Source organism: Wolbachia endosymbiont (group A) of Alloplasta piceator, from assembly GCF_964028505.1.
GTDB classification, from domain to species: domain Bacteria; phylum Pseudomonadota; class Alphaproteobacteria; order Rickettsiales; family Anaplasmataceae; genus Wolbachia; species Wolbachia pipientis.
Window position 1 is genome coordinate 606,280 of record NZ_OZ034793.1, and the last position, 24,690, is coordinate 630,969.

The window sequence follows — 24,690 nt, forward strand, 5'->3', positions numbered from 1 at the left end:
CATGACATAAAATGCAAGAACTAATATGACATGCAACATTCGTCCTTAGGCATTTGAGGTAAGCTTTGCCTATTCACTTCACATTCATTTAGCCTACTATTAGGCTTTAATACTGCATATGTAATGCCACCAGCAATGGCCCCAACAATCAATGCAGCAGTAGCTGATATTGATAAACTAAGATGAATAGCAATACATCCAATAGCTACACTTGTCAACATGGTCATTATGCCTACACAGAAACTGGTCTTTATTGCTCTATTAGTTATAGTTAGGTGTTTATTTTCTGTCACTTTTTGATACTGTATCACATTTTTATCGTCAGCCAGACTTCCCGAGGTTTTGGGACACTCCCTTACTCGAAGACTAAGATACTTAACTATATCTTTGTAACCATTGGAATCCGCCAAATCGGAAGGAGTCTCACCTCTAAAGTTTTTTACATCAATAGTAGCCTTTTCTTCCTCTACAAGATATTCAACTATATCGTAGCGATTCATTCTAGCAGATTCATGTAATGGAGTATCGCCATTTTTTTCGCTTGCTACATTAACATCAGATCCCTTTTCTAACAGAGCTTTAACTATGCCTAAACAGCCCACCTCACAAGCAATATGCAAAGCAGTGCATCCTTCTTCGTTTCGTGCTTCAAAACTAGCTCCTTTGTCTAACAAAAATTGAACTACTTCCAAACGACTACATCCAGCAGCTTCATTTAAAGCAGTATCGCCTTCATAGTTTGTTGCATTAATATCAGTACCTTTGTCTAATAGAGCTTTAACGATTTCTAAGTAACCCTCTCGAGCAGCAATATGCAATACACATTTGAAACTATTCTTTCGTATGTCAGCATTATTCATTTGGCCCAATAGAGCTTTAACTATTTCTAAGTGGTCCTTGCTAGCAGCAATATGCAAAGCAGTACAGTCTTCGTTGTTTCGTGCCTCAACACTGGCTCCTTTTTCTAACAGAAATTGAACTACGTCTAAGTGACACATTTCAGCGGCAATATGCAAAGGAGTGTCATTATCATCGGTTGCTTGGTTAATATTGATTTTTTCTTCACTTATAAAGTACTCAACCACTTTTAATTTACCCATTTCAGTAGCAGAATGAAGAGCAGTGCATCCTTCTTCGTTTCGTGCCTCAACACTAGCCCCTTTTCCTAATAGAACTTGAACTACTTCTAAGTGGCCTGCTTTAGCAGCAATATGTAAGGCAGTGTCACCATTATCTTTTTGCGCATCAACATCAGCACCATTATCTAATAGAACTTGAATTACGTTTAAGTGACCCATCTGAACAGCGATATGCAGCGGAGTAGCTTCTTCATTGTTTATTACCTCAACAGTAGCTCCTTTTTTTAACAGGGTTCCAACGATTACGAAGTGGCCCCTGCCAGCAGCAAGATGCAAAGGCGTGTTACCATTGTTGTCTTTTATCTCAACACTAGCTCCTTTGTTTAATAGATCTTGAACTTTCTCTAAGGAACCATGAAAAGCAAAATTAAGTAAGTCAGTATGTATATTACTTTCGTGTACACAATGCTCATCTGTTTTTAAGTGACTATCGAGCGTAGCTAAATATGAATACGTAATATTTTGATTAACTTGATAAATTGGTATGGTCTGTGTTGCATAAAAACCTTGTTCTTTTGACCGCTTTTCTATTCCATCAACCATACTGTTCTCTTCTAAATCTGCTTGAATATTTATTGGACTAGATACTTCTTCCAATTGATTACCCACGACACTACCTTAACTTAAAAACTTATGTTTTAATTATTACACAATTATTATAATTAGCAATAGTTTTATATTTTTTTCAGAATTACAAATTTATTGTATTCAGATATAGGAAAATACCTTTTGTCTCTAAAAAACATTGCAACCAAGTATTACAAAGATTTCAATTATTTACTTCTTCAAAGATCCCAAAAAGATCGTATCTTTGTGAGAACAAGCTACGTAAAAGTAGGGTTATGAAAATAGGAACTTGCAATCTTTGCAACAAAGTCAGGGAAATTAGTTCGTATGTGGATTTAGCGAAAGTGAGCCAATGTAGCTGGTTTTGGCATATAATAAAATTATAATATAAAAAAGTTCGCACAGATCATTTGGTAGTCCAATCCATCCCAAAACAAACTCTTCTCACGTTCCTTGGTTTTGAATGCTGGAAATGGTTATTTTACTTGAGATTTTAATATTATATAATGCTAAATTAACAGCAATCTATCCGAGGATGAAAAAAAATTAAGGCAAAATTATAATAAGGAATAGATCTTTTTTCTGTCAATGCAGAAATTCCTTTAATTTCATATATGAAGTTTTCGTAGCCCCAATCTTTGAAATAGGTGATTGTCTTGCTCAGGTACTGGATTTTGAGCTGTAAGTAGCTTTTCACCGTAAAAAATTGAATTAGCACCTGCAAGGAAACACAATGCTTGCAATTCATCTGACATTTTTTCTCGCCCAGCTGATAAACGTACATAAGATTTTGGCATCATAATTCTTGCTATTGCGATAGTACGAACAAAATCAAACGGATCAACGTCGGCCACATCCTCAAGTGGAGTTCCAGGAATTTTTATCAGCATATTAATTGGTACTGATTCTGGAGGATTACCCAAATTAGCAAGGAGAACTAGCATTTTTATTCGATCCTCATTAGTCTCACCCATACCAAGAATACCACCACAACAGACCTTAATCCCAGATGCACGTACATGTTCTAACGTTTTTAAGCGATCTTGGAGAATACGTGTAGTTATGACTTTATGATAATATTCTTCAGATGTATCAATATTATGGTTATAAAAATCTAAGCCAGCTTCCTTTAGCATATTTGCTTGGTAATCTTTTAACAACCCAAGAGTCACACACGTTTCAAGGCCCAATTTTTTCACCTCTTTGACCATTTCGCAAACAATTGTTAAATCTTGATCACGTGGACCACGCCAAGCTGCTCCCATACAGAAACGACTACTTCCAGCCTCTTTTGCACATTTTGCTGCTTCAATTACCTCAGCAATTTCTAACAAAGGCTCTTTTTGTAACCCGGTGTTATAGTGTGCTGATTGGGGACAGTAAGAACAATTTTCTGGGCAGCTACCTGTTTTAATACTTAAAAGTGTACTAATTTGCACTCCACTAGGATTAAATTGCTTCCTATGTTCTGTTTGTGCTTTATAAATTAACTCGGGAAATGGAAGATGAAAGATTTGTTCTGCCTTGGCAAAAGCCCATTCTTCTGTCATAATTTAATACCTTTTAATAAATAAGTTGTGTATAAACTATATGAAAAATATCATAATATACTAAAGAGTAAAGGAAAATATCGTCAATTGCCAAAAGCTATCCTGGGGAGTTTTATCAACTTTTCTACCAACGATTACCTTGGCCTAAGTCAGTCAGAGGTACTGTTTGATGCAGCAAAGCTTTCTGGAGTAGAGTTTGGAGTAGGATCCACTGGTTCTCGGTTGCTTTCAGGTAATAAAAAAATATTTGAAGACCTTGAGAAGAGGATTGCCCAAGACAAAAGAACTGAGTCAGCTCTTATCTTTAATTCAGGTTTTCAGGCCAATATAACGGTTCTTGCAAGCTTATTAGATCAATCAGTGTTGGGTAACAAGCCTATTGTCTTTTTTGATAAATTAAATCATGCAAGTTTATATCAGGCTGTATTTTTAAGTGATGCTGAGCTTGTACGGTATCAACATAACGATATGAATCACTTGAGTAATTTACTTATAAAATTTAAAAATGACTTAAGATCGAAGTTCATTGTTACTGAAACAATTTTCGGTATGGATGGAGATATTGTATCAATAGAGGAAATCTTTGCTCTTAGTAAAGAATATGAAGCTTTTCTATATTTAGATGAAGCACATGCAACAGGCATTATTGGTCATAATGGGTATGGCTTATCTACCTACATTAACCTTCAGGAAGTTCCACATCTAGTTTTGGGTACTTTTAGTAAGGCTTTAGGGTGCTTTGGTGCGTATGTTGCTTGTTCTAACATTATAAAGAACTATCTCATCAATAAATGTTCAGGGTTTATCTATTCAACCTCTCTTTCTCCAATGATAATTGGCGCAGCAGCTAAAAGTTGGGATTTAGTACAACATCTTACTGATCAACGTCAGGCTTTATCCTTTAAGGCTGCAAATTTGAGAAACAACCTGCAAAATCTTGGATTTAACACAGGTGATTCAGTTACACACATTATACCAATAATTCTATGTGATGAGGATACTGTAATGATACCAACTCTCATTGTTGTCCAGTCAAATAGGAAACATTGCAGAGTTGTTTAATTGTGGAGCTGGCAAGAGAAGTAATAAATTTGCACAAAGCACCCTCAAGTAGAGCAATTGTATCGTATATTTTATTGCGCAAAATGTTCTGTTTTATACATAACCAAAGCCTCTCAACAGGATTTAGCTCAGGTGAGTATGGAGGTAGGTATATAATGTCGATATTTTTAGGTACCTTTAAATTTTTTGACCTATGCCAACTAGCACAGTCCATAACGAGAAAAGCCTCTCGTGTTTCTAGATATTGCGAAATTTGCTCAAGAAATATGTTCATGCAATCAGTGTTGACATTTGGTGCAAATAAGCTAGAACTCTCTCCATTTCTAGGATTAACTGCACTATAGAGATAGAAATTTTGCCTACCTAATTTTGTTTTAACCTGTGTTCTAATCCCCTTTTTAAACCACCCATGTCCAACTTTTGAATGTGTGCCAAACCGTGATTCATCAAAGAAAAATAGCTCTTTTTCTGGATACTTGCTAATAGCTCCATTGAGATTTTTTTTTGAATTCCTCTTGTTTGCTTTTATCTTGTCCATTATGAACTGGTCTTGGTGTAATATATGAGAATTTCATCTTTTGCATATGGCGGTGTACTGTAGATTTGCTGATATTTAATCCGAACTTTTCCTGGATTCTTATTCTCATTTCTTTAATGGTGATATTAGGATTTTCTTCTATCCACTCTTCAATTTGCTGTAGTTGAGCCTGATTTAATTTAGTTTTTCTACGACGTTGTGAAGGAGCAAACAGTTTTTCTTCTCTGCCAATTTTCAAGAGTTTTACCCACGAAGTTAGTGCGCTTCTTGAAATGCAATATATTTTTGCTACAGCCGTTATACTGTACTTTTTTGCTGCAATTACAGCATTTAGTTTTTTTGAAACATATGCATTATTCCTTACTTTCTTCAGCATTTCTTTTGCTGATTCTACTACTTTTTCATCCAATAATTTTGATCTTAATGCCATTTAAACCTCGCTATTTTACTTACTTCAGTATGGCTTTTCTTCCATCATTGTCCATCTGTTTGCCCTGTAATGGGAATTGGTATGAGTACAAAAGAAAAGCTTTTGAAACAAGGGTTGGTTGTTTCTGCTATACGTCCACCTACTGTTCCTCCTGGAACATCAAGATTACGTATTGCACTCAATGTGAATCATACTGAAAGCAACCTAGACTGTTTAGTGCATGTTCTTCAGCAAATATGAACTATCACTTTGTATTTTGTCACGGTTGGGGGTTTGATTATAAGTTCTTTCAACCTCTTATAAATAAATATTTCTCTAAAATTCCTTACGATTGTTTAGATCTTGGTTATTTTGGAGAAGAAAACCTAAACTTACCAGAAGATGGTGTACTTATTGGTATTGGACATTCTCTTGGACTAATAAAACTAGCTTCCTTAAATGTAAAGTTTAATGGAATTATTGGTGTACAAGCTTTTGTCAATTTTTTAGGATTTGATTTACGATTACACAAAAAACGCAAGTTAGAGTTGAAAAAGATTATACAGCATTTTCAAATGGATCCAATAAATACCCTGATATCCTTTTATAAAAGTTGTGGTGTTAATTTGATAGACCACAACTCTTTTAATTATCTGAATAAAGCAAAATTAATGCAAGATTTAGAACTATTGACTATAGTACATCAGTTGCCGCATACACCACTATTAATATTAGGTGCAACGAATGATACAATTGTGCCACGAAAACTTATCTATGATAATTTCAAAAAAGGTATTAAAGTTATTATGCACAATAAGGGGTACCACAGTCTAGGTCTATGTGAGCATCATTTTGTGCAGGAGCAAATTATAAGTTTTTGTGATGGAATTAGAAGAGAGATACATACAGGATAATTTTAGTAGAGCAAGCTCGTCTTATGATAATGTAGCTTTTGTTCAAAAAGAATGTGCTGCAAAACTAGTAAATCTATTAAAAAGTTGTTTTCCTGAATTTTATCCACAATCTATTTTAGATTTGGGTACAGGTACAGGCTACATTCCAGAAATTTTGTTTGTTTTTTTTCCAGAAAGCAAATTTACTTTAAACGATATATCGCCTGATATGCTAGAAAAAACAAGAGAAAAATTAGCAGGTTATAAGGAGATTGAATTCATCTTAGGTGATATGGAAATACTAGATTTCGGTTTTCAAGACCTTATCATTTCAAATCTAGCACTTCAATGGGTGAGAAATTTAAAAAAGATGATAAAGAAGTCATACAATAATTCAGATATTTTTGTTTTTTCATGTTTACTGGATGGTACGTTTAATGAATGGTCCAGTATTTTTACGAAATATTTACTACCTGTACCAACTTATTGTTACCCATCTAAGCAGGAATTGGAAAATTATCTACTTTACCTAAAACCAAAAAAATATTTTTTCAGTTCACAAGAATTTACACTGTGTTTTCCAAGTGCAAGTGAATTTATCAGGTATCTTAGAAATTTAGGGGCAAATCAAGGTAGCCAGAAAATTTTTCTACCTGATCTGAAGAGGATAGTTAAGAGCTATACAGACAAGATTAACATCACTTATGAAGTATTTTTTGGAATTTTAAGTCAATGCAGATCTTTATAACAGGAACAGATACCGACGTTGGTAAGACTACTATAAGTAGCTGGCTTTGTCTCCACACTGGATACTCGTATTTTAAGCCTATTCAGACTGGAAGTATTTTAGGTACAGATAGTCATCAAATAAGTAGTTTGACTAACACCAATGTTTGTAAAGAAAATTTTGTTTATAAAGAACCTTTATCTCCTCACTTGGCAGCATCGCTGGAGAATGGCAGTATTGATATTAATAAGATCGATTTACCTAAAGTGCATAACTTAATTATAGAAGGTGCTGGAGGAGTTTTGGTTCCAATTAATCAAACCACATTAATGGTTGATTTAATCAAAAAACTTGCCATTCCAACAATTTTAGTTGTTAGATCTACAGTTGGTACTATTAATCACACATTGCTAAGTCTAGAAGTACTGCGTGACAGAAATATTCCTATTTTGGGAGTAATCTTAAACGGACTACCTAATCAAGATAATCTTGAAGCAATAGAATTTTATGGTAGGGTACAGGTCTTAGCATCAGTACCCAGACTGCAAAAAGTTGATAGAGAACATCTAATGCAAATACCACTCTCAAATCGATTAAAAGCTATCTTGGAACAATGAATTTAAGCGAACGTGACAGAAAAATCATATGGCATCCTTTTACGCAAGAGAAAGTAGCCAAACTTCCAATTGCAATTAAGAAAGCTCATGGGTCATATCTTTATGATGAGAGTAATAAACCATACCTCGATCTGATTTCCAGTTGGTGGGTAAATCTGCACGGTCACGCTCATCCTAAGATTGCTCAGGCTATATATGAGCAAAGCATAACTTTAGAACATGTAATTTTTGCAGGCTTTACTCATGAGCCTGCAGTAACGCTTTGCGAAAAGTTAAAAACTCTACTACCAGACAAATTATCCAGATTTTTCTTTTCAGACAATGGTTCAACTGCTGTTGAGGTATCACTAAAAATGGCCTATCAGTACTGGTGGAATCAGGGTAACCGTGAAAGAACTACTTTCCTGAGTTTTGAAGGAGGGTATCATGGAGATACATTTGGTGCGATGAGTGTAGGTGCTAAGTCCGGCTTTCATGATACATTTTCAAACCTATTATTTTCTATTTTAACAATACCTTTCCCGGAAATCCAGGATGAAGATGAAGAAATAGAAAATAAAGAAAAACATTCTCTAGAAGTGTTAGAAGGTTACTTATGTGTTGGTTCTCACAAAATTGCCGCATTAATTCTAGAGCCTTTAGTACAAGGAGCCAGTGGTATGAGGATGTGCCGTCCAGAGTTCATTAGAAAAGTTGTTAATTTAGTACGCCAGCATGGGATTTTGATAATTTGTGATGAAGTTATGACCGGTTTTGGACGTACTGGTACTTATTTTGCTTTTGAACAAACTCAAATTATACCAGATTTTTTATGTATCTCCAAAGGATTAACAGGAGGTTTTCTTCCACTTGCTCTCACAGTTGTTACCGAAGAAGTCTACTCAGTATTTTTAAGTGAACATTTTACTAAAGCGTTTGCTCATGGTCATTCCTATACTGCCAATCCTTTAGGTTGTGCGGCCGCAATTGCTTCTTTAGAATTATTAATTAAGCCTGATACCATGGAGTCAATTAAGAGGATTCATAGTATACATAAAAAGGAATTAGTAAATTTATCTGAAGCTTGTGAGAGTGTTAAGCATACACGCGTTACTGGTACAATAGCAGCTTTTGATGTTCACGGGGCACAAACATTAAAGATAAAATTTTTAGAGCAAGGACTTTTAATCAGACCAATTAACAATTCAGTTTATTTATTACCACCCTATTCAATAAGTACTTCAGAGCTTGAGGAAGCTTATAACAAGATCAGAAATGTTATTAGGATTTTTTCATATTGACTTTACCAGACCAATGTATTCAAAAACGAAAGATTCTCACAGTTGTTGGTTTTGAGCGCTGGAAATGGTCATATTACTTAAGTTTTTAGCAATAAATGTTGTAATTTAGTAATAATTTTTGAGACTAGAAGGAATTTAGAAAACTACTCATTATATTTATTTTTCAGGAAGTTTTTATCTAAAGTAAGACAATTTTTCTGGTGGAGTATATAACACTTGCTCAGAGGTTGTCCGGAAACAAGTAAAAGGCTATAATATCTGAAATTTTAGTACGGGGTAAAGATGAGAAAAAAGTATCCAACAGATCTAAGCGAAAGGGAATGGGCAAGAATAGAAAAACACTTCAGAGTATCATACAAGAAAGGAGGAAGGCCGCCAAAGTATAGCAAAAGAGAAATATTAGAAGCAATTTTCTATGTATTGCGTACAGGGTGTCAATGGCGGTATTTACCAAATGATTTTCCGCTATGGAAGACTGTGTATGAGCAGTTCAGGCAATGGAAGAAGCAGGGAATTTTTGAGAAAATGAATTATGAAATTACAAAATATAGTAGAAGAAAAATAGGAAGGAATGAGCAGCCGAGTGCCTGTATAGTAGATAGTCAATCTGTAAAGACTACAGAAAAGGGGGGATCAAAGGCTATGATGGAAGTAAAAAAAGTAAAGGGTAGAAAAAGGCATATAATTACAGACACTCAGGGTTTTATACTAGGTTGTTACGTAGGCGCTGCTAACGAAAATGATAGAGATGGTATTAAAATAGCATTAAACAATATGAGAACAAAATATACTAAAGTTAAAAAAATGTGGGCTGACATGGGATACCAAGGAAGAAATTCAAAGAATCACATAAAGGAAGAATATGACATAGATATTGAAATTGTTACAAGGCCTCCATGTAGATTTTGGGTGCACAAAGATACGCCACCTGAGCTACTACCAACAAGAGAACAAGGGTTTAAAGTACAGCCAAGAAGATGGGTTGTAGAAAGGACTTTTGCTTGGGTTAATAGGAATAGAAGGCTATCGAAGGAGTATGATTTACTCACAACATCCACTGAGAATTTCATATACCTAGCTATGAGTAGGGTTATGTTAAAGAGGGAATATGCTTGAATTTACTAGTTTCCGGACAACCTCTAAGACTGATTTAGAAATAAAATATTTGCATTTCTAATTTTGACTTGTACAATTAAAACACTTAGATTTATGTGGGGGAATTATGATTAGTTTGAGAAGAAGCGATCAACCAGGCACTTCAAGGGAAAGTGCTGAAGTAGTTTTTGTTCATCAACCGCCCATGGAGGTAGGGAGGAAATTATTTTTTTTTGCAGAATCTTTTATGAGTAATGCTTACATCTTATTCGAATCAGCTAAATCTCACCAGATGTCAAAAAGGGGATTTGCTAAAAAAGTCTTAAAAGAATTTCCGGTTTCATTCGCTGGGGCGATGGCAGGTTGTGCAGTTACCGGTTCCTTTTTAGGAGCTGCACCTTCAGCGACATTATTTACCAGAAACGTTACTAGTACGGTTATTAGTAGTCTGTCTAGGAGAAAAAGAAAAGCTGACAAAATTGTTGAAATTTTTGAATCCAAAGCTAAGATTGCTTCCGATCTAATCTTATTGGAAGCTGGAATTAAAATTTTCCAAAGTTTTGAAAAGCAATTTATAGAATTGACAGGTAGTCGACTTAATACTCCAGTCCTGTCAAAGCTATCATTATGTGCTGTCCTTAGAGCAGTATACTATGCTTGTGAAAAATTGGAGGATTTATCGGTTGATTCGATAATAGAAGGTGTTCTTTTAGGTGACATTGAAGGATTAGATGAGTCTTCAATTAGCTTTAAGCACAATGGACGATATGTGTCTTCTAATAAAGTATACAATCAAACGGGTATAATTATAAAGGAAGAATCAAACTCTGTGTATTTACAATTTTGCGGAACTTCTGGCGATCAATACGGCTACAGACATCCTTTAAGCTTTGAGGAAGAAGGGGTTGGCGCTATAATGAAAAAGCGAAAAACAGTCCACGTGAATCGCAATTCAACTGTCCAAGAAGATGAGTATCAATATACTTTAGGAGGAATAAATTTAGAAGAGAAAGCTCAGGAAATACTAGAACAAATCAAAATCAAAGGAATAGCTCAGAAAGGTGATATTGCTTCTCTTAAAAGTGAAATAAATAGTATAAAGGATTTGATTATAAATCAAGGTCCAGGAGGTGGACAAGGTCCAGGAGGTGGACAAGGTCCAGGAGGTGGACAAGGTCCAGGAGGTGGACAAGGTCCAGGAGGTGGACAAGGTCCAGGAGGTGGACAAGGTCCAGGAGGTGGACAAGGTCCAGGAGGTGGACAAGGTCCAGGAGGTGGACAAGGTCCAGGAGGTGGACAAGGTCCAGGAGGTGGACAAGGTCCAGGAGGTGGACAAGGTCCAGGAGGTGGACAAGGTCCAGGAGGTGGACAAGGTCCAGGAGGTGGACAAGGTCCAGGAGGTGGACAAGGTCCAGGAGGTGGGGAAAGTAGACAATCAGAAGGTTCTAGTAGTGATAATAGTCCAATAGCAATGCTACGTTGTTTGTCACTTCGTCGAGGTGACACCAGAGTTTCTTCAGATAACTCAAGTGGAACTGGTGGAACTCAATCAGCTTTAGAATATGCTGAATATGAGAAAGCCATTTTAAAGGCAGTGAAGAAAGGAAATTCAAAGCCGATTTGGTTTGAAGTAAAAGGTCCAGTGGCATTATTTACTGGAAGAGAAAAAGAATTAAGTGATTTACATAGTAGGATACAAAGTTCAGAAAAAACGTCAGTGATATCACAAATGGTGTCTATTGTTGGGTTGGGTGGCATAGGCAAAACTGAGTTAGCTAGGAAGTATGCGCAAAAATATTTCAGGGATTACGACGAAAATGTAATATGGATAAATGCTGGGGGCAAGGCAGAGCTTGTACGGTCTTTTCTTGGATTAGCTAGAGATAATAGGTTGGGGATTAATCTTGATTGCAGAGATGGAAAGAAAAAGACTGCAGGAGATATTGTGAAAGAAGTATATAGTTTTTTTGCAGATAGGAAAAGTCTCTTTATTTTTGATAATGCTTGGAATGTTAAGTGTCTAAAGGAGTTTTTACCATTGTACTCTCTAAAATCTAGTGATAACAAGCCTTATATTTTAATTACTTCTCGTGATCGAGAATTGGAAGGAATAGGATGTATAGAACTAAAAGGGTTGTTATCAGATGATGCGTTGCAATTTGTAAAAAAAGGACTGGAGATAAAGGATGATTCTCAAGACGAAGAAATAGAAGAATTGGTAAGTATAGTGGAATCTTTTCCCTTAGCTCTACGACAAGCAGTGTCACATATTCTAGATCAAAGGTCAGGTAGGTTTGGTCTTAGTAATTATTTGAATCAATATAACAAAAAGAAAAAGGAACTGCTTGGTTCTGATGTGTTTATGGGTGTTGATAATACTTATACTAGTACAACTTTTACGACGTGGAAGGTTACACTTGATATGATATTAAGTAATAAAGAACATGGATGTCTGGCTTTAGAGATTTTGGACATTGTGTCTTATCTTGAACCTCGGAATATCGATAGGAGAATGTTTTTAAATTTAGCGGGAGGTGATGAGAATAAGTTGGAGTTAGCTATTCGTTTGCTTACAAGATATTCTATGGTGAACGGTAAACAAGAACAAAGCACACTAAATGTTCAAAGATTGGTTCAAGAAGTAATCCGATTACAATTAGATGATCAGAAAAGAACGAAAGAGGTTATCAAAAAGACTTATGAATTACTAAAAAGTCTTTTCCCTGTTGGTATTGAAGGTGTGGAAGACTATGATAGGAAGGAACAGTTGTCACCACACTTAGAGGAGTTTTTGTTTCATGTAGAGAGTTGGGCAGCAAAGGATCCTGAAAGTGCATCAGATGTAGAAAGATGTTATGTACAGCCTTTATTATGGTTATTGGCTGAAGCATATTCCGACCTGGAAATAGCAGAAAATGAAGTATCAGTGCTTACAAAGCTCTTGAGGATTGAATCCCGACTTGGTGCAACTCAGGTGAAGGTGGCTAAAGTATTTATAAAACTTGGTAATGCTACTGGATTTTTACAAGACGATATTGGAAAGATCTTATATCTTGAAAAAGGTATAGAAATTTTAAAAAATTATCCTGGTTGTGCTTCTGAAACAGCTTATGCACTATTAAATCTTGCTGATGCTCAGCGAAATTTGGGAGAAAATGTTGCAGAAATCAATAGTCTTGAGAAGAGCATAGAGATTTTTAGAGAGCTTTATAGAAATCAGGGTTCTCCTTATGATCATGAAGTATCTGGAGCTTTTGTAAAACTGGTTGATGCTTGTCATACTTTGGGCTCTTATGTGGAAGAAACTAGTTTCATTTTAAACGAGGATTTACTGTCTACAGTTTACGAATGTTATTATCATAAGGATGAATTGTCATTAGCCAAGGTTCTGTTAGCTGTTGCTAGGGTTGGGAGTAACCCACATATAAAGAAGGTTCTAATTAAAAGAGCTATGTCCATTTTTTTAGACAAGCACGATTCTTCTCTTTCAACATCTAGATATGTCATGGAATGTTGTGATCTTGAGAATGAACTGGAGTATTCTATAGCAGAACAAGAGTTTTCTGATAAACTTATTAGCTTTGTTTTTGAGCAAAATTCTTTTTTGAGTAAATACCAAGCAACTGATTTACTATTAGAAATAGCTCAACATTATAAAGAACAAAATAATATTTATTATGAGATGATTGCGCTTGAAAATGCCTTTGTTACTTGTGTTTTTTTTAATCCGAGTGGTGATTTTGCCTATCACAAATTGATTGACCTTTTGTGCAGAATTGCTAGTGCTCATAGGGATACTGACAATTATTATGAAGAAGTCGATTGTCTTGAGGAAGCCTTGAGTTATTATGAACAACTTTCTACTAGCGATCTTGATACAATGTTAAAAATAAGATTAAGACTCGGTATTGGTTATAGAGATTTAGAGAATTATGATATGCAATATTATAATCTTGATATGGTATTAAAGACTTTAAAAGGTTCATTTAGTATCAATAATGCAAAATATCATACAATAGTAGCTGAAGCGCTAGAAGGCTTTATTGATACTTGCTTATATTTTAAAAAATATAAGCAAGTATTTAGCTACGTTAGTCAGAGCTCGGAAGTTATTAGTTTAGTTGATTATTCTGACGAATATCAGGCTTCTACTGTACACAGAGTGCTATTAATGCTTGAAAAAGTTTATAACATTTTAGGTGAGCATGCTAAAGGAAGATCCTGCAAGGAGAAAGCTTTGTTGGTTATGGAAAGATTAAATGAAGTGGATTTCCAAACATCAATTGGTATACTAGAGGAGTCTAGTGGTGTGCATGCGTATCCAAGAAAAGAACAGGGGGGTGGAGAGGTCTCATCATCTGGGTATTCGTTAAATAAGAAAGCAAGGGAAAGAGGAAGTGTAGAAATTGCTCACAAGGATTCATTGGATAAAGAAGAATTTACAGGGAAAAAAAGGAAGTTATTAAATGCTGATGATAGAATAAAAAGAGTAAAGAGTACTGGAAAATTTAGTAGTCAGGTTGCCGAATTTTCTAAGCAAGTGTCTGAGAACAGAACTATGGATGTTGAAGAAGCACTTATTGCAGAGATTAAAAATGTAGATCCAAATGCGGTAGGTTCAAGAATTATGAATGTTGCAAAGAAGTTTAAATCGTTACCCAATAATTATCTTAATGAGGTATCGGTTGTTAGTAACTCGACTGGATTTCAGAAATAATATGTAATATCTTCTTTAAAAGACAAGATTTTATCTGACACAGAAGAATTGATGTAGTAAAAATTAATATAAGACTCTTGTCTAATCCTACCAATGTTTTTCTGAAAAGCAAATATGTTTACTGTCAAAAAATGTTTGTATAGGTGTAGAAGTATTCGCTGAGTGAGGTCTTGTTTGATTATAAGAACGCAACCAAAGATCAACATCAACCTGTAGATCTTTCAAAGAACTAATGTTGTAACGCTCATCTTGTATAATTCTATGAAATCTTTCATATATGCTATTAGAGGTTGTCCGGAAACTAGTAAATTCAAGCATATTCCCTCTTTAACATAACCCTACTCATAGCTAGGTATATGAAATTCTCAGTGGATGTTGTGAGTAAATCATACTCCTTCGATAGCCTTCTATTCCTATTAACCCAAGCAAAAGTCCTTTCTACAACCCATCTTCTTGGCTGTACTTTAAACCCTTGTTCTCTTGTTGGTAGTAGCTCAGGTGGCGTATCTTTGTGCACCCAAAATCTACATGGAGGCCTTGTAACAATTTCAATATCTATGTCATATTCTTCCTTTATGTGATTCTTTGAATTTCTTCCTTGGTATCCCATGTCAGCCCACATTTTTTTAACTTTAGTATATTTTGTTCTCATATTGTTTAATGCTATTTTAATACCATCTCTATCATTTTCGTTAGCAGCGCCTACGTAACAACCTAGTATAAAACCCTGAGTGTCTGTAATTATATGCCTTTTTCTACCCTTTACTTTTTTTACTTCCATCATAGCCTTTGATCCCCCCTTTTCTGTAGTCTTTACAGATTGACTATCTACTATACAGGCACTCGGCTGCTCATTCCTTCCTATTTTTCTTCTACTATATTTTGTAATTTCATAATTCATTTTCTCAAAAATTCCCTGCTTCTTCCATTGCCTGAACTGCTCATACACAGTCTTCCATAGCGGAAAATCATTTGGTAAATACCGCCATTGACACCCTGTACGCAATACATAGAAAATTGCTTCTAATATTTCTCTTTTGCTATACTTTGGCGGCCTTCCTCCTTTCTTGTATGATACTCTGAAGTGTTTTTCTATTCTTGCCCATTCCCTTTCGCTTAGATCTGTTGGATACTTTTTTCTCATCTTTACCCCGTACTAAAATTTCAGATATTATAGCCTTTTACTTGTTTCCGGACAACCTCTTATAGCTCTTTTTACAATAATCCGAACAGACCGTAATATGCTACTGGCCTGCTATAGCCATAAACACATATCTTATCGCATTCGGACTATTATAAGAAAGGCTATAATTTATTAATATACTATTAAGATCTCAAGTAACACAACCATTTCCAGCGCCCAAAACCAGTAAGCGTGAGAACAAATTTCTTTGGGATCGTATGAACTTCCAAACGATACATACGAACTTTTTTATATGGTGATTTTATTATACGCTGAAATCACCTATATTGGCTTACTTTCGCTAAATCTACATATGAACTGTTTTGCCTAACTTTGTTGTAAAAATTCCAAGCTTTTACTTTTAAAACGCCGCTTTTGTTTAAATTGTTCTCACAACAGTACGTACTTTTTTATGCTTTTGAGACACAAACAGTAAACAAAAGAATTTGCTTCCACACTGGTTGCCATGGTATTTCTATAGAATATCTAATTTGCTAATAGCTCAAGATTAACCGTATGCAAAACTCTTGAGAAAAGAAAACGCACTAATTATAAGCTGTGGACCTTTTACTATTACAATAAGAGCAAATAATATTCCACACAAGGATACCAACACTCCAAGTATCGAGACAAGCCCGTCTTTATTCATAATACCAAGTGAAATAAGAGTCGTACCGATTGCTGGAATGAAGTGAGTCAACGGAAGCGGATTGGCTATCACCAATACGCAAACCAGCATTATAAATGCCAAAATCTTTTCACCTGGCCCACAGAAGATAAAAGACATTCTCGGTTTCATGAACTTTTCTATTTTTTTTAATGCAGGTAAAGTTTTTTTAACCACAAGGGCTAATGTTGAACGTTTAAAGGATTTCCTTTCCAACCAACGTGGCATCCAGGGAGAATGAAACCCAAGCAGAAGTTGTAATGAAAACAAGATTAAAGGTATAGAAAGAATAGTTGTATAACCAGGTGGAACCGGTATAGGCACCGATAGCGGCAAGGAGAAGATGATTATTAAAATACCAAAACCACGTTCTTGTAAAGCTGTTTTAATGTCAAACAATGTCACTTTATCACTATCAGCAGTACCAGTACCTGCAACCTCTTTTAGAATATCAGATGCTAATTTTTTATCTTCAGTCAAATTCTTACCCCTTTTCACAATTACCTTTTAACCAAACGACCCAATAATTAGCATAATCACTACTATAACACAACATCTATTCTTGATTTAACTGATTCATTCCTCTTTGAATTTCATACTTATGGTCTTATCTGTTTCGATACAAATTTTCGTTATTAGAAGATAAATGAGGTATATTATGAATTTGCTTAAACTCTTCAATTATAGGCAAAAAGGCCCTTTATACTGTACTAATAATGGTATTAGCTACGTGCTTTAACGTTATTATAATATTTTGCATATAAACCTATTTTATAAAAATTCACAATATGAATTAGTAAATAAATTATGTTTAAATCAGTTGCGTATATAGTAAATATAATGCATTGTGTGCCTTTGTTAATAGAAAGGTATAAGTATGCCTAGTTCAAGGCAGGTAGTACAATATAACTCATTTGATAGTAATAACCTTGAAGACACTACTTTGCCTTGCGTATTTAAAGATTTTACGATTACTTCTGAAGAGATATTTGAGATTGGTAGTGAGGGTAACCAAGTAATAGATAATTCAGATGGTGAAATAGAAAGGCTGCAACAAGAAAACTTTGATCTCAAGAAAAATGAAAAGCTCTTGGAATGCTATAAAGGTATAGCGGAAGAGTATGATCAAGAAGTGAGAGAGCTCAGCAAGAAAAATCAGATCCTAGAAAAGAAAATTAAAGATCTTGAAGCTCAATTACAAAGAAAAACAAGAGAATTAACTAAAAATGGCCAAGAAATTGAACAGCTAAAACAAGAAATAGAAAAAGTATTATTGGACGTGAAGAATAAAAATGACATAATAGGGAACTTGGACAGCAAATTAGAAGATATGAAGAGTGAAATACAGATGATAGACAAAAAAAATGAAGAGTTACAGCAAAGGTTAAATTTGGTTGAATCTAACTCAAGTGGACTAAGAAAAGAAAGTGTAGTGCTGGTAGACAGTATAGAGGATTTGAAGAGTAATTATGAAAACCAGATATTAGAAAAAGATAAGGAACTTAATGATGTAATAGGCCAGCTCTATGTTTATTTATCAGAGCGTGAAGAACTGTTTGCAGAATTTAGTTCATTGCAGAATGAAAATGAGAGTTTAAAACAGAAAAACTTCTATATTAGTAATGAAGTGTCTCTTGAAGATGAATTAAACAAAGAAAACGTAAGAAAAGAAATAGTAAGACCTCAGTCTACAACAAAAGTGGAAATGAGGCGTATCAATGATAATGATGACCAGGAATCAATATGGCTATATAGAGAAGCAGAAGATTATCAAACAGGTGAAGATAAAAAACCTAAAAATACTAACTACGACATTGGAGTATGGAATGAAGATGACGATGAAAGTAGCGATGATCAAAAATCAACCTGGCTGTACGAAAAAGTAGAAAACAATCAAGATTATCGAACAAGTGAAGACAAAAACCTTGAAAACACTGATTACGATATTGAAGTATGGAATAAAGATGACGATGAAAGTAGCAATGATCAGGAATCAACTAGTGAAAGTGACTATAATGTTAGCTATTGCTTTGATTATGATGAAATTGTTGGTAGGACCTACGGTCAACTAGTCTACAATGCAAACATAATACGTAAAAAAGATTCTTTTTCCTTAGCAAAAGTAAAATTAAGAGAAAGAGAAAGAGAAAAATATGAAAGTATTTGGCAAAAAATAGATAATATTCATGATGAATTGGATGCTTTGGGTAACTATGGTAATGAAGAGGATTATGAAGAGTGCAATAAAAGACTTGATAAAATTGTAAGCGAGGCGCTGAAACAAAGAGTAATGTTCACTCTTCCGTATAAAGCTAATATATCTTTAGTGGATCGCATAATTGATACATTGCAAAAGCTATATTTTTCTTACGATACTACCCGAATTTATGGATTTTTAGATGAGAAAAAGATATTGCAAATAGTATCAAGAGGTGCGTCTTTAAATAGATTTAGCGATGAAGAACATGGCGATTTCGTGAACATAATTTGCTCAGATAGATACGCTCTAGATCAACGAGAAAAAATACTTTTAGAACTTAAGGACTTGGTGTACAAAAGTATCGTAGACGTAAGTGTAAAAACTGATGATCATGATTTTGAGTTAGAGATGGACAATGGACACTTTTGTATAAAATATCCAAAAGATAGTGTTGTCGAAGTTGCAAGAATATTCAACAATAAAAAAGCTAAAAATTTAGGTCTGGAAATTGGTATGCTTCAAGTTGGAGAAAGTATAGTTAGAGTTGAAAATGAAGAAGGAGTTAGGAATTACACCGACATTTCGGAGGGTAGAATTGAAATGTCTTTTACTACTTACTTTGGGAAGGTCAGTGTTTATTTATCTCCTAGTGATAGAGATAATAATAAAATAGAAGTAAAGCTCGCCAACGAAGAAAGCATAGCACGTTTTAGTAAGTTGGAGGATAAATCAAGTTTAGGGGGGAGCTGTCTTTTAGGAGGAAAAAATGTTTCTATAGGCATAGAAGATGGTTATTTTGAAATAAACAGTGACGTTTCTGAAGAGTTAGCTAAAACTATGAAACAGTCAGATTGTACAATAGAAAAATCATATGTTCCATCTAGCTTTATGAAAGAAGCTTATTGCAATCAGTTAGTAAATGAAAGGGGAATTTAAAAATCAGGCTCAAATATTTCAAAAATAACCATTCAAAGCAGCATTTTTTATACAACTTCGTTTTCAATCTATCTGGAAAGAAGATATCAAGTATTCAAAGTCCAATTCGACAAATCCATAGTCCATTCTTCCTCTAGCTTTTTTATCACTCATCCAAAATTTAGGTATAATACCAAATATCATAAATAAGTAGGCAAATAACTCACAGAACAAATAGTTTTGATCGAACTTTCCGTAATATTACGAATGAATGCACATATAGTATCCTCCAATAAACTAACAGAGTCATATATTCTATTTTTAATGAGATTGTCTTTCAAATATTGCCATAAACGCTCTACTGGATTTAACTCTGGTGAATATGGAGGTAAGTAGATTAAGGTAATATTTTGTGGTATTTTTAAACCTTTGGATCTATGCCATCCTGCACAATCCACAATAAGAAATGCCTCCCTTGTTCCTAAATATTGTGACATCTGCTCAAGGAATATATTCATACAATCAGTATTGACGTTTGGTGCGAATAAACTAGAAGTCTCTCCATTTCTAGGATTAACTGCACTATAGAGATAAAAGTTTTGCCTACCTAATTTCACCTTAACCTGTGTCCTAATGCCTTTTTTAAACCACCCGTGTCCAATCTTTGAATGTGTGCCAAACCGCGATTCATCGAAGAAAAATAGCTCTTTTTCGGGATACGTGACAATAGTTTCATTAAGATTTTTTTTTAAACTTTTCTTGTTTATTTTTGTCCTGTTTATTGTGCACAGGCCTTGGAGTAATATACGAAAAACCTAACTTTTGCATCAGTCCATGTGCTGTAGACTTACTTACCTCAATAGAAAACATTTTCTCAATTATGATTTTTAATTTCTTAGCCGTTAGGTTGGCTCCTTCTTCTGCTATGACATTTTTAATTTCTTCTTGCTGCTTGTAGCTCAACTTCGGCTTTACTCCACGTCCTGGTTGTATTTTAAACGCATCGACTCCTCGTTCCTTAAATCTTGTAATCCACTTCATCAATGTAGTTCTAGTAATTCGGTATATTTGAGCAACTTTTGTTATTCCATATTCTTTTCCAGATATTATTGCCTGTAATCTTCTTCCTATCTCTCCTCTTATTCCGTGCTTCTTTAATTCCAGGTTACACTTATTATATCATTCTTCTCCTATTGCTTTACTTTTTCCTGCCATAACTCCTCACTAATTCTTAAATTGTTCTATTTTAGAAATTTTTCTTTATTTGTCTATTTATTTTTAGGAATTGGTATTAGTTTATTGGAGGATACTATATGTGCATTCATTCGTAATATTACGGAAAGTTCGATCAAAACTATTTGTTCTGTGAGTTATTTGCCTACTTATTTATGATATTTGGTATAAGGTATTGAAACTAACAAGTGGAATGATTACATAATGCACATATTAGTGAAAGGAGGTACAACATGAGTAATATAGTTCATTCAAATAAAAACAATAACCGTGATAACTTTAGTGTAAGAGGGTTACAAAGGGCCGTTGATGACATATTTGATAGCTTCTTTACAGGATGGAATCCAGAGCTTTCCAGAAGAAGCAACAGTCTATTACCAGCTTGTGACTTTTATGAAACAAAGGAAAGCTATTGCCTCTCATTAGAGTTACCAGGTATTTCCAAAGAAAGCATAGATATTAGTATATCTGGCGATAGCTTAATAGTGAAGGGTGAAAAGACATGTGATAACGAGTCAAAAGATAAGCAGTTTTATCATCGAGAAAGGTACTATGGCTCTTTCTATAGGTCTATTCAGCTTCCAGTAAATGTGGAGCGAGATAAAGTATCTGCTAGTTTTTCAGATGGAGTATTACATGTAACCATACCTAAGTCAGAGAAACACATCAAGAAGATTGATGTAAAGTAACCAGTAAGTGGTAGCAGGCTTCTAGTTTGAGGCTTGCTATTTTGAATCATTATAGATAGAATATAATAAAGTTCTATTGTCTTTGCGTATTTGTTGTACAGATGGTGTAAGGCCTTTGTTGCGTTTAGGTGTTGTTAATAATCTATTAATGGTTCTTATGTTATAATCAAGCTTAGGGGCTTTAATAAGTACGGACTATGACAGAAGCAAATCCAATAGTTACGTTGAAGGTTAAAATTAAAGAATTTAGCTTTAGTAAATTAAAGGCTGGCGAGAGCAATAAATCAGCACACTCTGGTGAAACAATGTATTTCGATCTTCCAAGAATGAACTTTGTTATTAATGGAAAGATTATAGATACAGTTTTAACCTCTGTGTTAATGGAAGGAGCGAAATATCGCAAAAGCAACCTTTTTAATAGTTATGATATATATAGCGCTGAAGCCGCAAGCAAAAAACAAAGAGAAATAGATAAAGATCATGGCAGGGCTTTTGTTAATTCAGTCCTTAAGGATCTTGAAAAAGAACTTGCATATAACGCGTTAAGTGAATTGTGGGAAAGTCATTGTGAAAATCCTGAAATTCCTGATTATCAGAAAACCAATTCGTACGGTAGAGATTTTGAGAGATTTTACAATGCTGGAAGAGAGCATATGCATCTATTACTCAAAGTAGGAGATGAGAATAAGAACTACCGACCATTTGTAAAGGAAGTTTTTAAGGAAATGTTTAAATATGCTGAAGCAGAAGTTCCGAGTGCCCCTATCTTAGAAGAACTAGTTACTAATTGTAATCAAGCAGGATACTTAGCAGGTATATTTATTGAATATCACTCTGCACTTAGCAATTATCGATTAACAACGCAAGACCCTGACAAAGTAATGAATATTGATTACACTGACCATAATAACATAAGAGTAAAGTCTGATATGGAAATACCTGTAATCAAATTTGATAATCCAGGGGAAAAAATATGTGGTCTATCCACCTCACTGGAATTTACACTTGAGTCTCAAGATGGAAAAGATGGTGTAACCTATAAAGACGGTAAATTATCACTCACTGTTCCCAAGGAATTAAAAAATTATAAAGAAGGAGATAGAAACTTGCTCTCTATTATTAGAGAATACTTTCAAAAATTCTGTGAAAAATTGGGATTTAAATTTGAGATGGAAACACAAAAAATAGAGCATGATTTAGACGATTTGCCGAAAGTAAACAGTCATCTTCAAGGCCTAAGAACGCCTATTTCCAGCAACGACCATATCATCGGTCATTAAAAGTAAGTATGTGTTGTCAGAACGAATGAAAGTTCAGTTAAGCTTTTTCTAAAGTATAGCATTTCTCCTAATAGTCCGAATAGGGTAAGATATGTGGGTAAGGTTATGTTTGACTTGTGTTGTTTTTTTGCTATTGGTTAATTTAATGTAAGTTAAAGATAAATTAAGTGGATAAGAAAAAGAAAGTATACTTATTTAAAGTTTCTCTAGACAAAAAAATCTACCGTGAGATGGAATTGAAAGCTGTCTTTATAAATTTGCAGAAACTATCATAAAGGTCTTTAGTTTTGAGTTAGATCATTAATTTGGTTTTTATAGTAACATAAACGATATTTATGAAAGTAATGAAGTATACACTTTATTTTATAATACTGATTATAGTTTATGCCTAATGAAAAAAGCGTCAAAAATTCTTATATCTACAAGGTTTTTGAGCCAGATAAAAAAATGATTTTTCTTTTTGATTATGGCGATAATTGGGAATTTTTAGTAGAATGTTGTGGCATTATTGAAGCAGAAGCTGGAACAAGATATCCAAAAGTTACTAAAAAGCAAGGAGAGGCTCCTCCACAATATCCTGACTATGACGATGAGGAGTAACCACAGCAGGTAAAAGTTAAGCAACCTCTTTATATTTTGATGACAGTGATGTTAAAATAGGCACAATATCGTTAATCTAGCAGGTGTAGCCAATTAAAAGCAGAAGCGTAGCAGCATCAATAGACTCCTTTCAAAATTGAGAGAAGGAGTGTAAGATCAAATATCTGAAGGTGAAATATAAGGAAATAAAAGAGTTGATGTATGGTCCCAGAGAGTGATGGTATACTATCATCATCATTTAAGGAGTCATTATGGGACAGATATTACATGGGTGCGCCAAAACAACACAGACGATTCGTAGAGCAATACAAAATAGAAAAGAGAGCATAGCAAAACTCTCCAAGCATTATAACCTTAATCCAAAAACTATTATTAAGTGGAGAAAACGTTCATTTACGAAAGATGCTGATATGGGTCCAAAGCATCCAAGATCAACTGTTTTAACGCTAGAAGAGGAAGCTATAATAGTTACATTTCGCAAGTATACACTACTGCCACTAGATGATTGCCTTTACGCTCTGCAGTCTACAATTCCGCATTTGACTCGCTCTAGCTTGCATCGTTGTTTACAAAGACACAACATTAGCAGATTACCAACTGTTGATGGAGAAGTTAAGTCAAAAAAGAAATTCAAACAATATCCTATCGGTTACTTTCATATTGATATTGCTGAAGTTAGAACTGAGGAGGGCAAATTACATTTGTTTGTTGCTATTGATAGGACATCCAAATTTACCTATGTTGAGTTGTGTAACAGTGCTACAAAACCCATAGCTGCTGAGTTCTTACGTAATTTGATTAGAATTTTACCGTATAAAATCCATACTATTTTGACAGATAACGGTATACAATTTACAAACCAGAAGCGTCATAAGTATGCTTTCCAACATATATTTGATAGAGTTTGCGAAGAGAATGTTATTGAACATCGTTTGACAAAAGTTAGCCATCCTTGGACGAATGGGCAAGTCGAGCGTATGAATAAAACTTTAAAGGATGCTACAGTTAAGAAGTATTACTATCAATCGCACCAGCAACTTAAAGAACACCTTTATAACTTTGTTATGGCTTATAATTATGCAAAGAGACTCAAAACTCTTAAGGGTCTTACTCCTTATGAATTTATATGTTATCAGTGGACACAGTCTCCAGAATTATTTATACTAAATCCACACCATCACACTCTGGGACCATACACAGTTTCAGTACTGTAATAAAAGGAAGTAGCAGTCAACTTACTCATCTTGGTGAGAATATAAGAAAGCTTGACTCATCTTTAAAATCAGTATCAAAGTTTAAGCAGTTAGGTCATGATGTTTTGACTAGCAA

At 34.5% G+C, this 24,690-nt stretch carries 19 protein-coding genes and 1 pseudogene; 12 read left to right on the forward strand and 8 right to left on the reverse strand.

Translation table 11 applies throughout. The features are described 5' to 3' along the window. Window positions 1-20: 20 nt before the first annotated feature. Together ABWU31_RS03055 and bioB are read right to left on the reverse strand one after the other, a co-directional pair. Window positions 21-1,748, reverse strand: a complete 1,728-nt coding sequence (locus ABWU31_RS03055; RefSeq protein WP_353271348.1) for an ankyrin repeat domain-containing protein — start codon at window positions 1,746-1,748, stop codon at window positions 21-23. Window positions 1,749-2,314: 566 nt separating this feature from the next. Continuing rightward, window positions 2,315-3,259 (reverse strand): biotin synthase BioB, encoded by a 945-nt coding sequence (gene bioB / locus ABWU31_RS03060; protein ID WP_410541737.1) that lies wholly within the window; start codon window positions 3,257-3,259, stop codon window positions 2,315-2,317. 24 nt (window positions 3,260-3,283) lie between these two features. Between bioB and ABWU31_RS03065 the strand changes: the two genes are divergently transcribed. After that, the gene (locus tag ABWU31_RS03065) at window positions 3,284-4,318 is read left to right on the forward strand and encodes an aminotransferase class I/II-fold pyridoxal phosphate-dependent enzyme (protein ID WP_353271350.1); all 1,035 of its coding nucleotides are present in this window, start codon (window positions 3,284-3,286) and stop codon (window positions 4,316-4,318) included. Here the strand turns inward: ABWU31_RS03065 and ABWU31_RS03070 are convergent. Together ABWU31_RS03070 and ABWU31_RS03075 are read right to left on the reverse strand one after the other, a co-directional pair. Beyond that, window positions 4,275-5,286, reverse strand: a protein-coding gene (locus ABWU31_RS03070) for an IS630 family transposase (RefSeq protein ID WP_353271077.1) whose coding sequence is annotated in 2 segments (ribosomal slippage) — window positions 4,275-4,823 and window positions 4,825-5,286 — 1,011 coding nt in all. Because the reading frame shifts where the segments join, the coding sequence is not laid out codon by codon here. The genes ABWU31_RS03065 and ABWU31_RS03070 overlap by 44 nt on opposite strands. Window positions 5,287-5,330: 44 nt before the next feature. Next, window positions 5,331-5,468, reverse strand: a complete 138-nt coding sequence (locus tag ABWU31_RS03075) for a hypothetical protein (RefSeq protein WP_353271351.1) — start codon at window positions 5,466-5,468, stop codon at window positions 5,331-5,333. A 54-nt stretch (window positions 5,469-5,522) separates the two neighbouring features. On the opposite strand from ABWU31_RS03075, the gene ABWU31_RS03080 reads away from it, so the two are divergent. The 6 genes from ABWU31_RS03080 to ABWU31_RS03105 all read left to right on the forward strand — a co-directional run bounded on the left by ABWU31_RS03080 (window position 5,523) and on the right by ABWU31_RS03105 (window position 14,594). Continuing rightward, window positions 5,523-6,179, forward strand: coding sequence for an alpha/beta hydrolase (locus ABWU31_RS03080; protein WP_353271352.1), 657 nt, complete (start codon window positions 5,523-5,525; stop codon window positions 6,177-6,179). Continuing rightward, the gene (locus ABWU31_RS03085; protein WP_353271353.1) at window positions 6,148-6,906 is read left to right on the forward strand and encodes a methyltransferase domain-containing protein; all 759 of its coding nucleotides are present in this window, start codon (window positions 6,148-6,150) and stop codon (window positions 6,904-6,906) included. The genes ABWU31_RS03080 and ABWU31_RS03085 overlap by 32 nt, the downstream gene beginning before the upstream one ends. After that, window positions 6,891-7,502, forward strand: coding sequence for a dethiobiotin synthase (gene bioD / locus ABWU31_RS03090; RefSeq protein WP_353271354.1), 612 nt, complete (start codon window positions 6,891-6,893; stop codon window positions 7,500-7,502). The genes ABWU31_RS03085 and bioD overlap by 16 nt, the downstream gene beginning before the upstream one ends. Further along, complete coding sequence (gene bioA / locus ABWU31_RS03095; protein ID WP_353271355.1) at window positions 7,499-8,782, forward strand: adenosylmethionine--8-amino-7-oxononanoate transaminase; 1,284 nt, start codon at window positions 7,499-7,501, stop codon at window positions 8,780-8,782. Before bioD ends, bioA begins: the two co-directional genes overlap by 4 nt. A 282-nt stretch (window positions 8,783-9,064) precedes the next feature. Continuing rightward, window positions 9,065-9,898 (forward strand): IS5-like element ISWpi1 family transposase, encoded by an 834-nt coding sequence (locus tag ABWU31_RS03100; RefSeq protein WP_353271068.1) that lies wholly within the window; start codon window positions 9,065-9,067, stop codon window positions 9,896-9,898. Between the two features lie 106 nt (window positions 9,899-10,004). After that, a complete protein-coding gene (locus tag ABWU31_RS03105; protein WP_353271356.1) occupies window positions 10,005-14,594 on the forward strand; it encodes an NB-ARC domain-containing protein in 4,590 nt (1,529 codons plus the stop codon). On the opposite strand, the pseudogene ABWU31_RS03110 reads toward ABWU31_RS03105, so the two are convergent. From ABWU31_RS03110 to ABWU31_RS03120, 3 genes and pseudogenes are all read right to left on the reverse strand, one after another. Continuing rightward, window positions 14,585-14,882, reverse strand: a pseudogene (locus ABWU31_RS03110) (integrase core domain-containing protein); the annotation flags it as partial. The gene ABWU31_RS03105 and the pseudogene ABWU31_RS03110 sit on opposite strands and share 10 nt — an antisense overlap. A 22-nt stretch (window positions 14,883-14,904) precedes the next feature. Continuing rightward, the gene (locus ABWU31_RS03115) at window positions 14,905-15,738 is read right to left on the reverse strand and encodes an IS5-like element ISWpi1 family transposase (RefSeq protein WP_353271068.1); all 834 of its coding nucleotides are present in this window, start codon (window positions 15,736-15,738) and stop codon (window positions 14,905-14,907) included. 547 nt (window positions 15,739-16,285) lie between these two features. Then, window positions 16,286-16,942, reverse strand: a complete 657-nt coding sequence (locus tag ABWU31_RS03120) for an exopolysaccharide biosynthesis protein (protein ID WP_264339068.1) — start codon at window positions 16,940-16,942, stop codon at window positions 16,286-16,288. A 379-nt stretch (window positions 16,943-17,321) separates the two neighbouring features. Between ABWU31_RS03120 and ABWU31_RS03125 the strand changes: the two genes are divergently transcribed. Continuing rightward, on the forward strand, window positions 17,322-19,580 hold the full coding sequence (locus ABWU31_RS03125) for a hypothetical protein (protein ID WP_353271357.1): 2,259 nt from the start codon (window positions 17,322-17,324) through the stop codon (window positions 19,578-19,580). A 179-nt stretch (window positions 19,581-19,759) separates the two neighbouring features. Here the strand turns inward: ABWU31_RS03125 and ABWU31_RS03130 are convergent. Beyond that, window positions 19,760-20,723 (reverse strand): IS630 family transposase gene (locus ABWU31_RS03130; protein WP_353271382.1). Its coding sequence is split into 2 segments (ribosomal slippage): window positions 19,760-20,308 and window positions 20,310-20,723, totalling 963 coding nucleotides; the frame shifts between segments, so codons are not numbered across the junction. Between the two features lie 302 nt (window positions 20,724-21,025). On the opposite strand from ABWU31_RS03130, the gene ABWU31_RS03135 reads away from it, so the two are divergent. The 4 genes from ABWU31_RS03135 (at window position 21,026) to ABWU31_RS03150 (ending at window position 24,575) form a co-directional block, all read left to right on the forward strand. Continuing rightward, window positions 21,026-21,481 (forward strand): Hsp20/alpha crystallin family protein, encoded by a 456-nt coding sequence (locus tag ABWU31_RS03135; protein ID WP_141456730.1) that lies wholly within the window; start codon window positions 21,026-21,028, stop codon window positions 21,479-21,481. Between the two features lie 197 nt (window positions 21,482-21,678). Next, a complete protein-coding gene (locus ABWU31_RS03140; protein ID WP_264339566.1) occupies window positions 21,679-22,761 on the forward strand; it encodes a hypothetical protein in 1,083 nt (360 codons plus the stop codon). A gap of 384 nt (window positions 22,762-23,145) precedes the next feature. Continuing rightward, complete coding sequence (locus ABWU31_RS03145) at window positions 23,146-23,361, forward strand: IS1096 element passenger TnpR family protein (protein WP_353271358.1); 216 nt, start codon at window positions 23,146-23,148, stop codon at window positions 23,359-23,361. Between the two features lie 251 nt (window positions 23,362-23,612). Further along, window positions 23,613-24,575 carry an IS481 family transposase gene (locus ABWU31_RS03150; RefSeq protein WP_353271359.1) on the forward strand — a complete coding sequence of 321 codons (963 nt, stop codon included), beginning with the start codon at window positions 23,613-23,615 and terminating at the stop codon, window positions 24,573-24,575. Window positions 24,576-24,690 lie beyond the last annotated feature (115 nt).

Bases quoted from the DNA above. Each gene is read 5' to 3' on its own strand.
- ABWU31_RS03135 (WP_141456730.1), top strand. From the start codon at position 21,026: ATGAGTAATATAGTTCATTCAAATAAAAACAATAACCGTGATAACTTT.
- ABWU31_RS03085 (WP_353271353.1), top strand. From the start codon at position 6,148: ATGGAATTAGAAGAGAGATACATACAGGATAATTTTAGTAGAGCAAGC.
- ABWU31_RS03100 (WP_353271068.1), top strand. From the start codon at position 9,065: ATGAGAAAAAAGTATCCAACAGATCTAAGCGAAAGGGAATGGGCAAGA.
- ABWU31_RS03150 (WP_353271359.1), top strand. From the start codon at position 23,613: ATGGGACAGATATTACATGGGTGCGCCAAAACAACACAGACGATTCGT.
- bioA (WP_353271355.1), top strand. From the start codon at position 7,499: ATGAATTTAAGCGAACGTGACAGAAAAATCATATGGCATCCTTTTACG.
- bioD (WP_353271354.1), top strand. From the start codon at position 6,891: ATGCAGATCTTTATAACAGGAACAGATACCGACGTTGGTAAGACTACT.
- ABWU31_RS03115 (WP_353271068.1), bottom strand. From the start codon at position 15,738: ATGAGAAAAAAGTATCCAACAGATCTAAGCGAAAGGGAATGGGCAAGA.
- ABWU31_RS03145 (WP_353271358.1), top strand. From the start codon at position 23,146: ATGCCTAATGAAAAAAGCGTCAAAAATTCTTATATCTACAAGGTTTTT.
- ABWU31_RS03140 (WP_264339566.1), top strand. From the start codon at position 21,679: ATGACAGAAGCAAATCCAATAGTTACGTTGAAGGTTAAAATTAAAGAA.
- ABWU31_RS03105 (WP_353271356.1), top strand. From the start codon at position 10,005: ATGATTAGTTTGAGAAGAAGCGATCAACCAGGCACTTCAAGGGAAAGT.
- ABWU31_RS03080 (WP_353271352.1), top strand. From the start codon at position 5,523: ATGAACTATCACTTTGTATTTTGTCACGGTTGGGGGTTTGATTATAAG.
- ABWU31_RS03125 (WP_353271357.1), top strand. From the start codon at position 17,322: ATGCCTAGTTCAAGGCAGGTAGTACAATATAACTCATTTGATAGTAAT.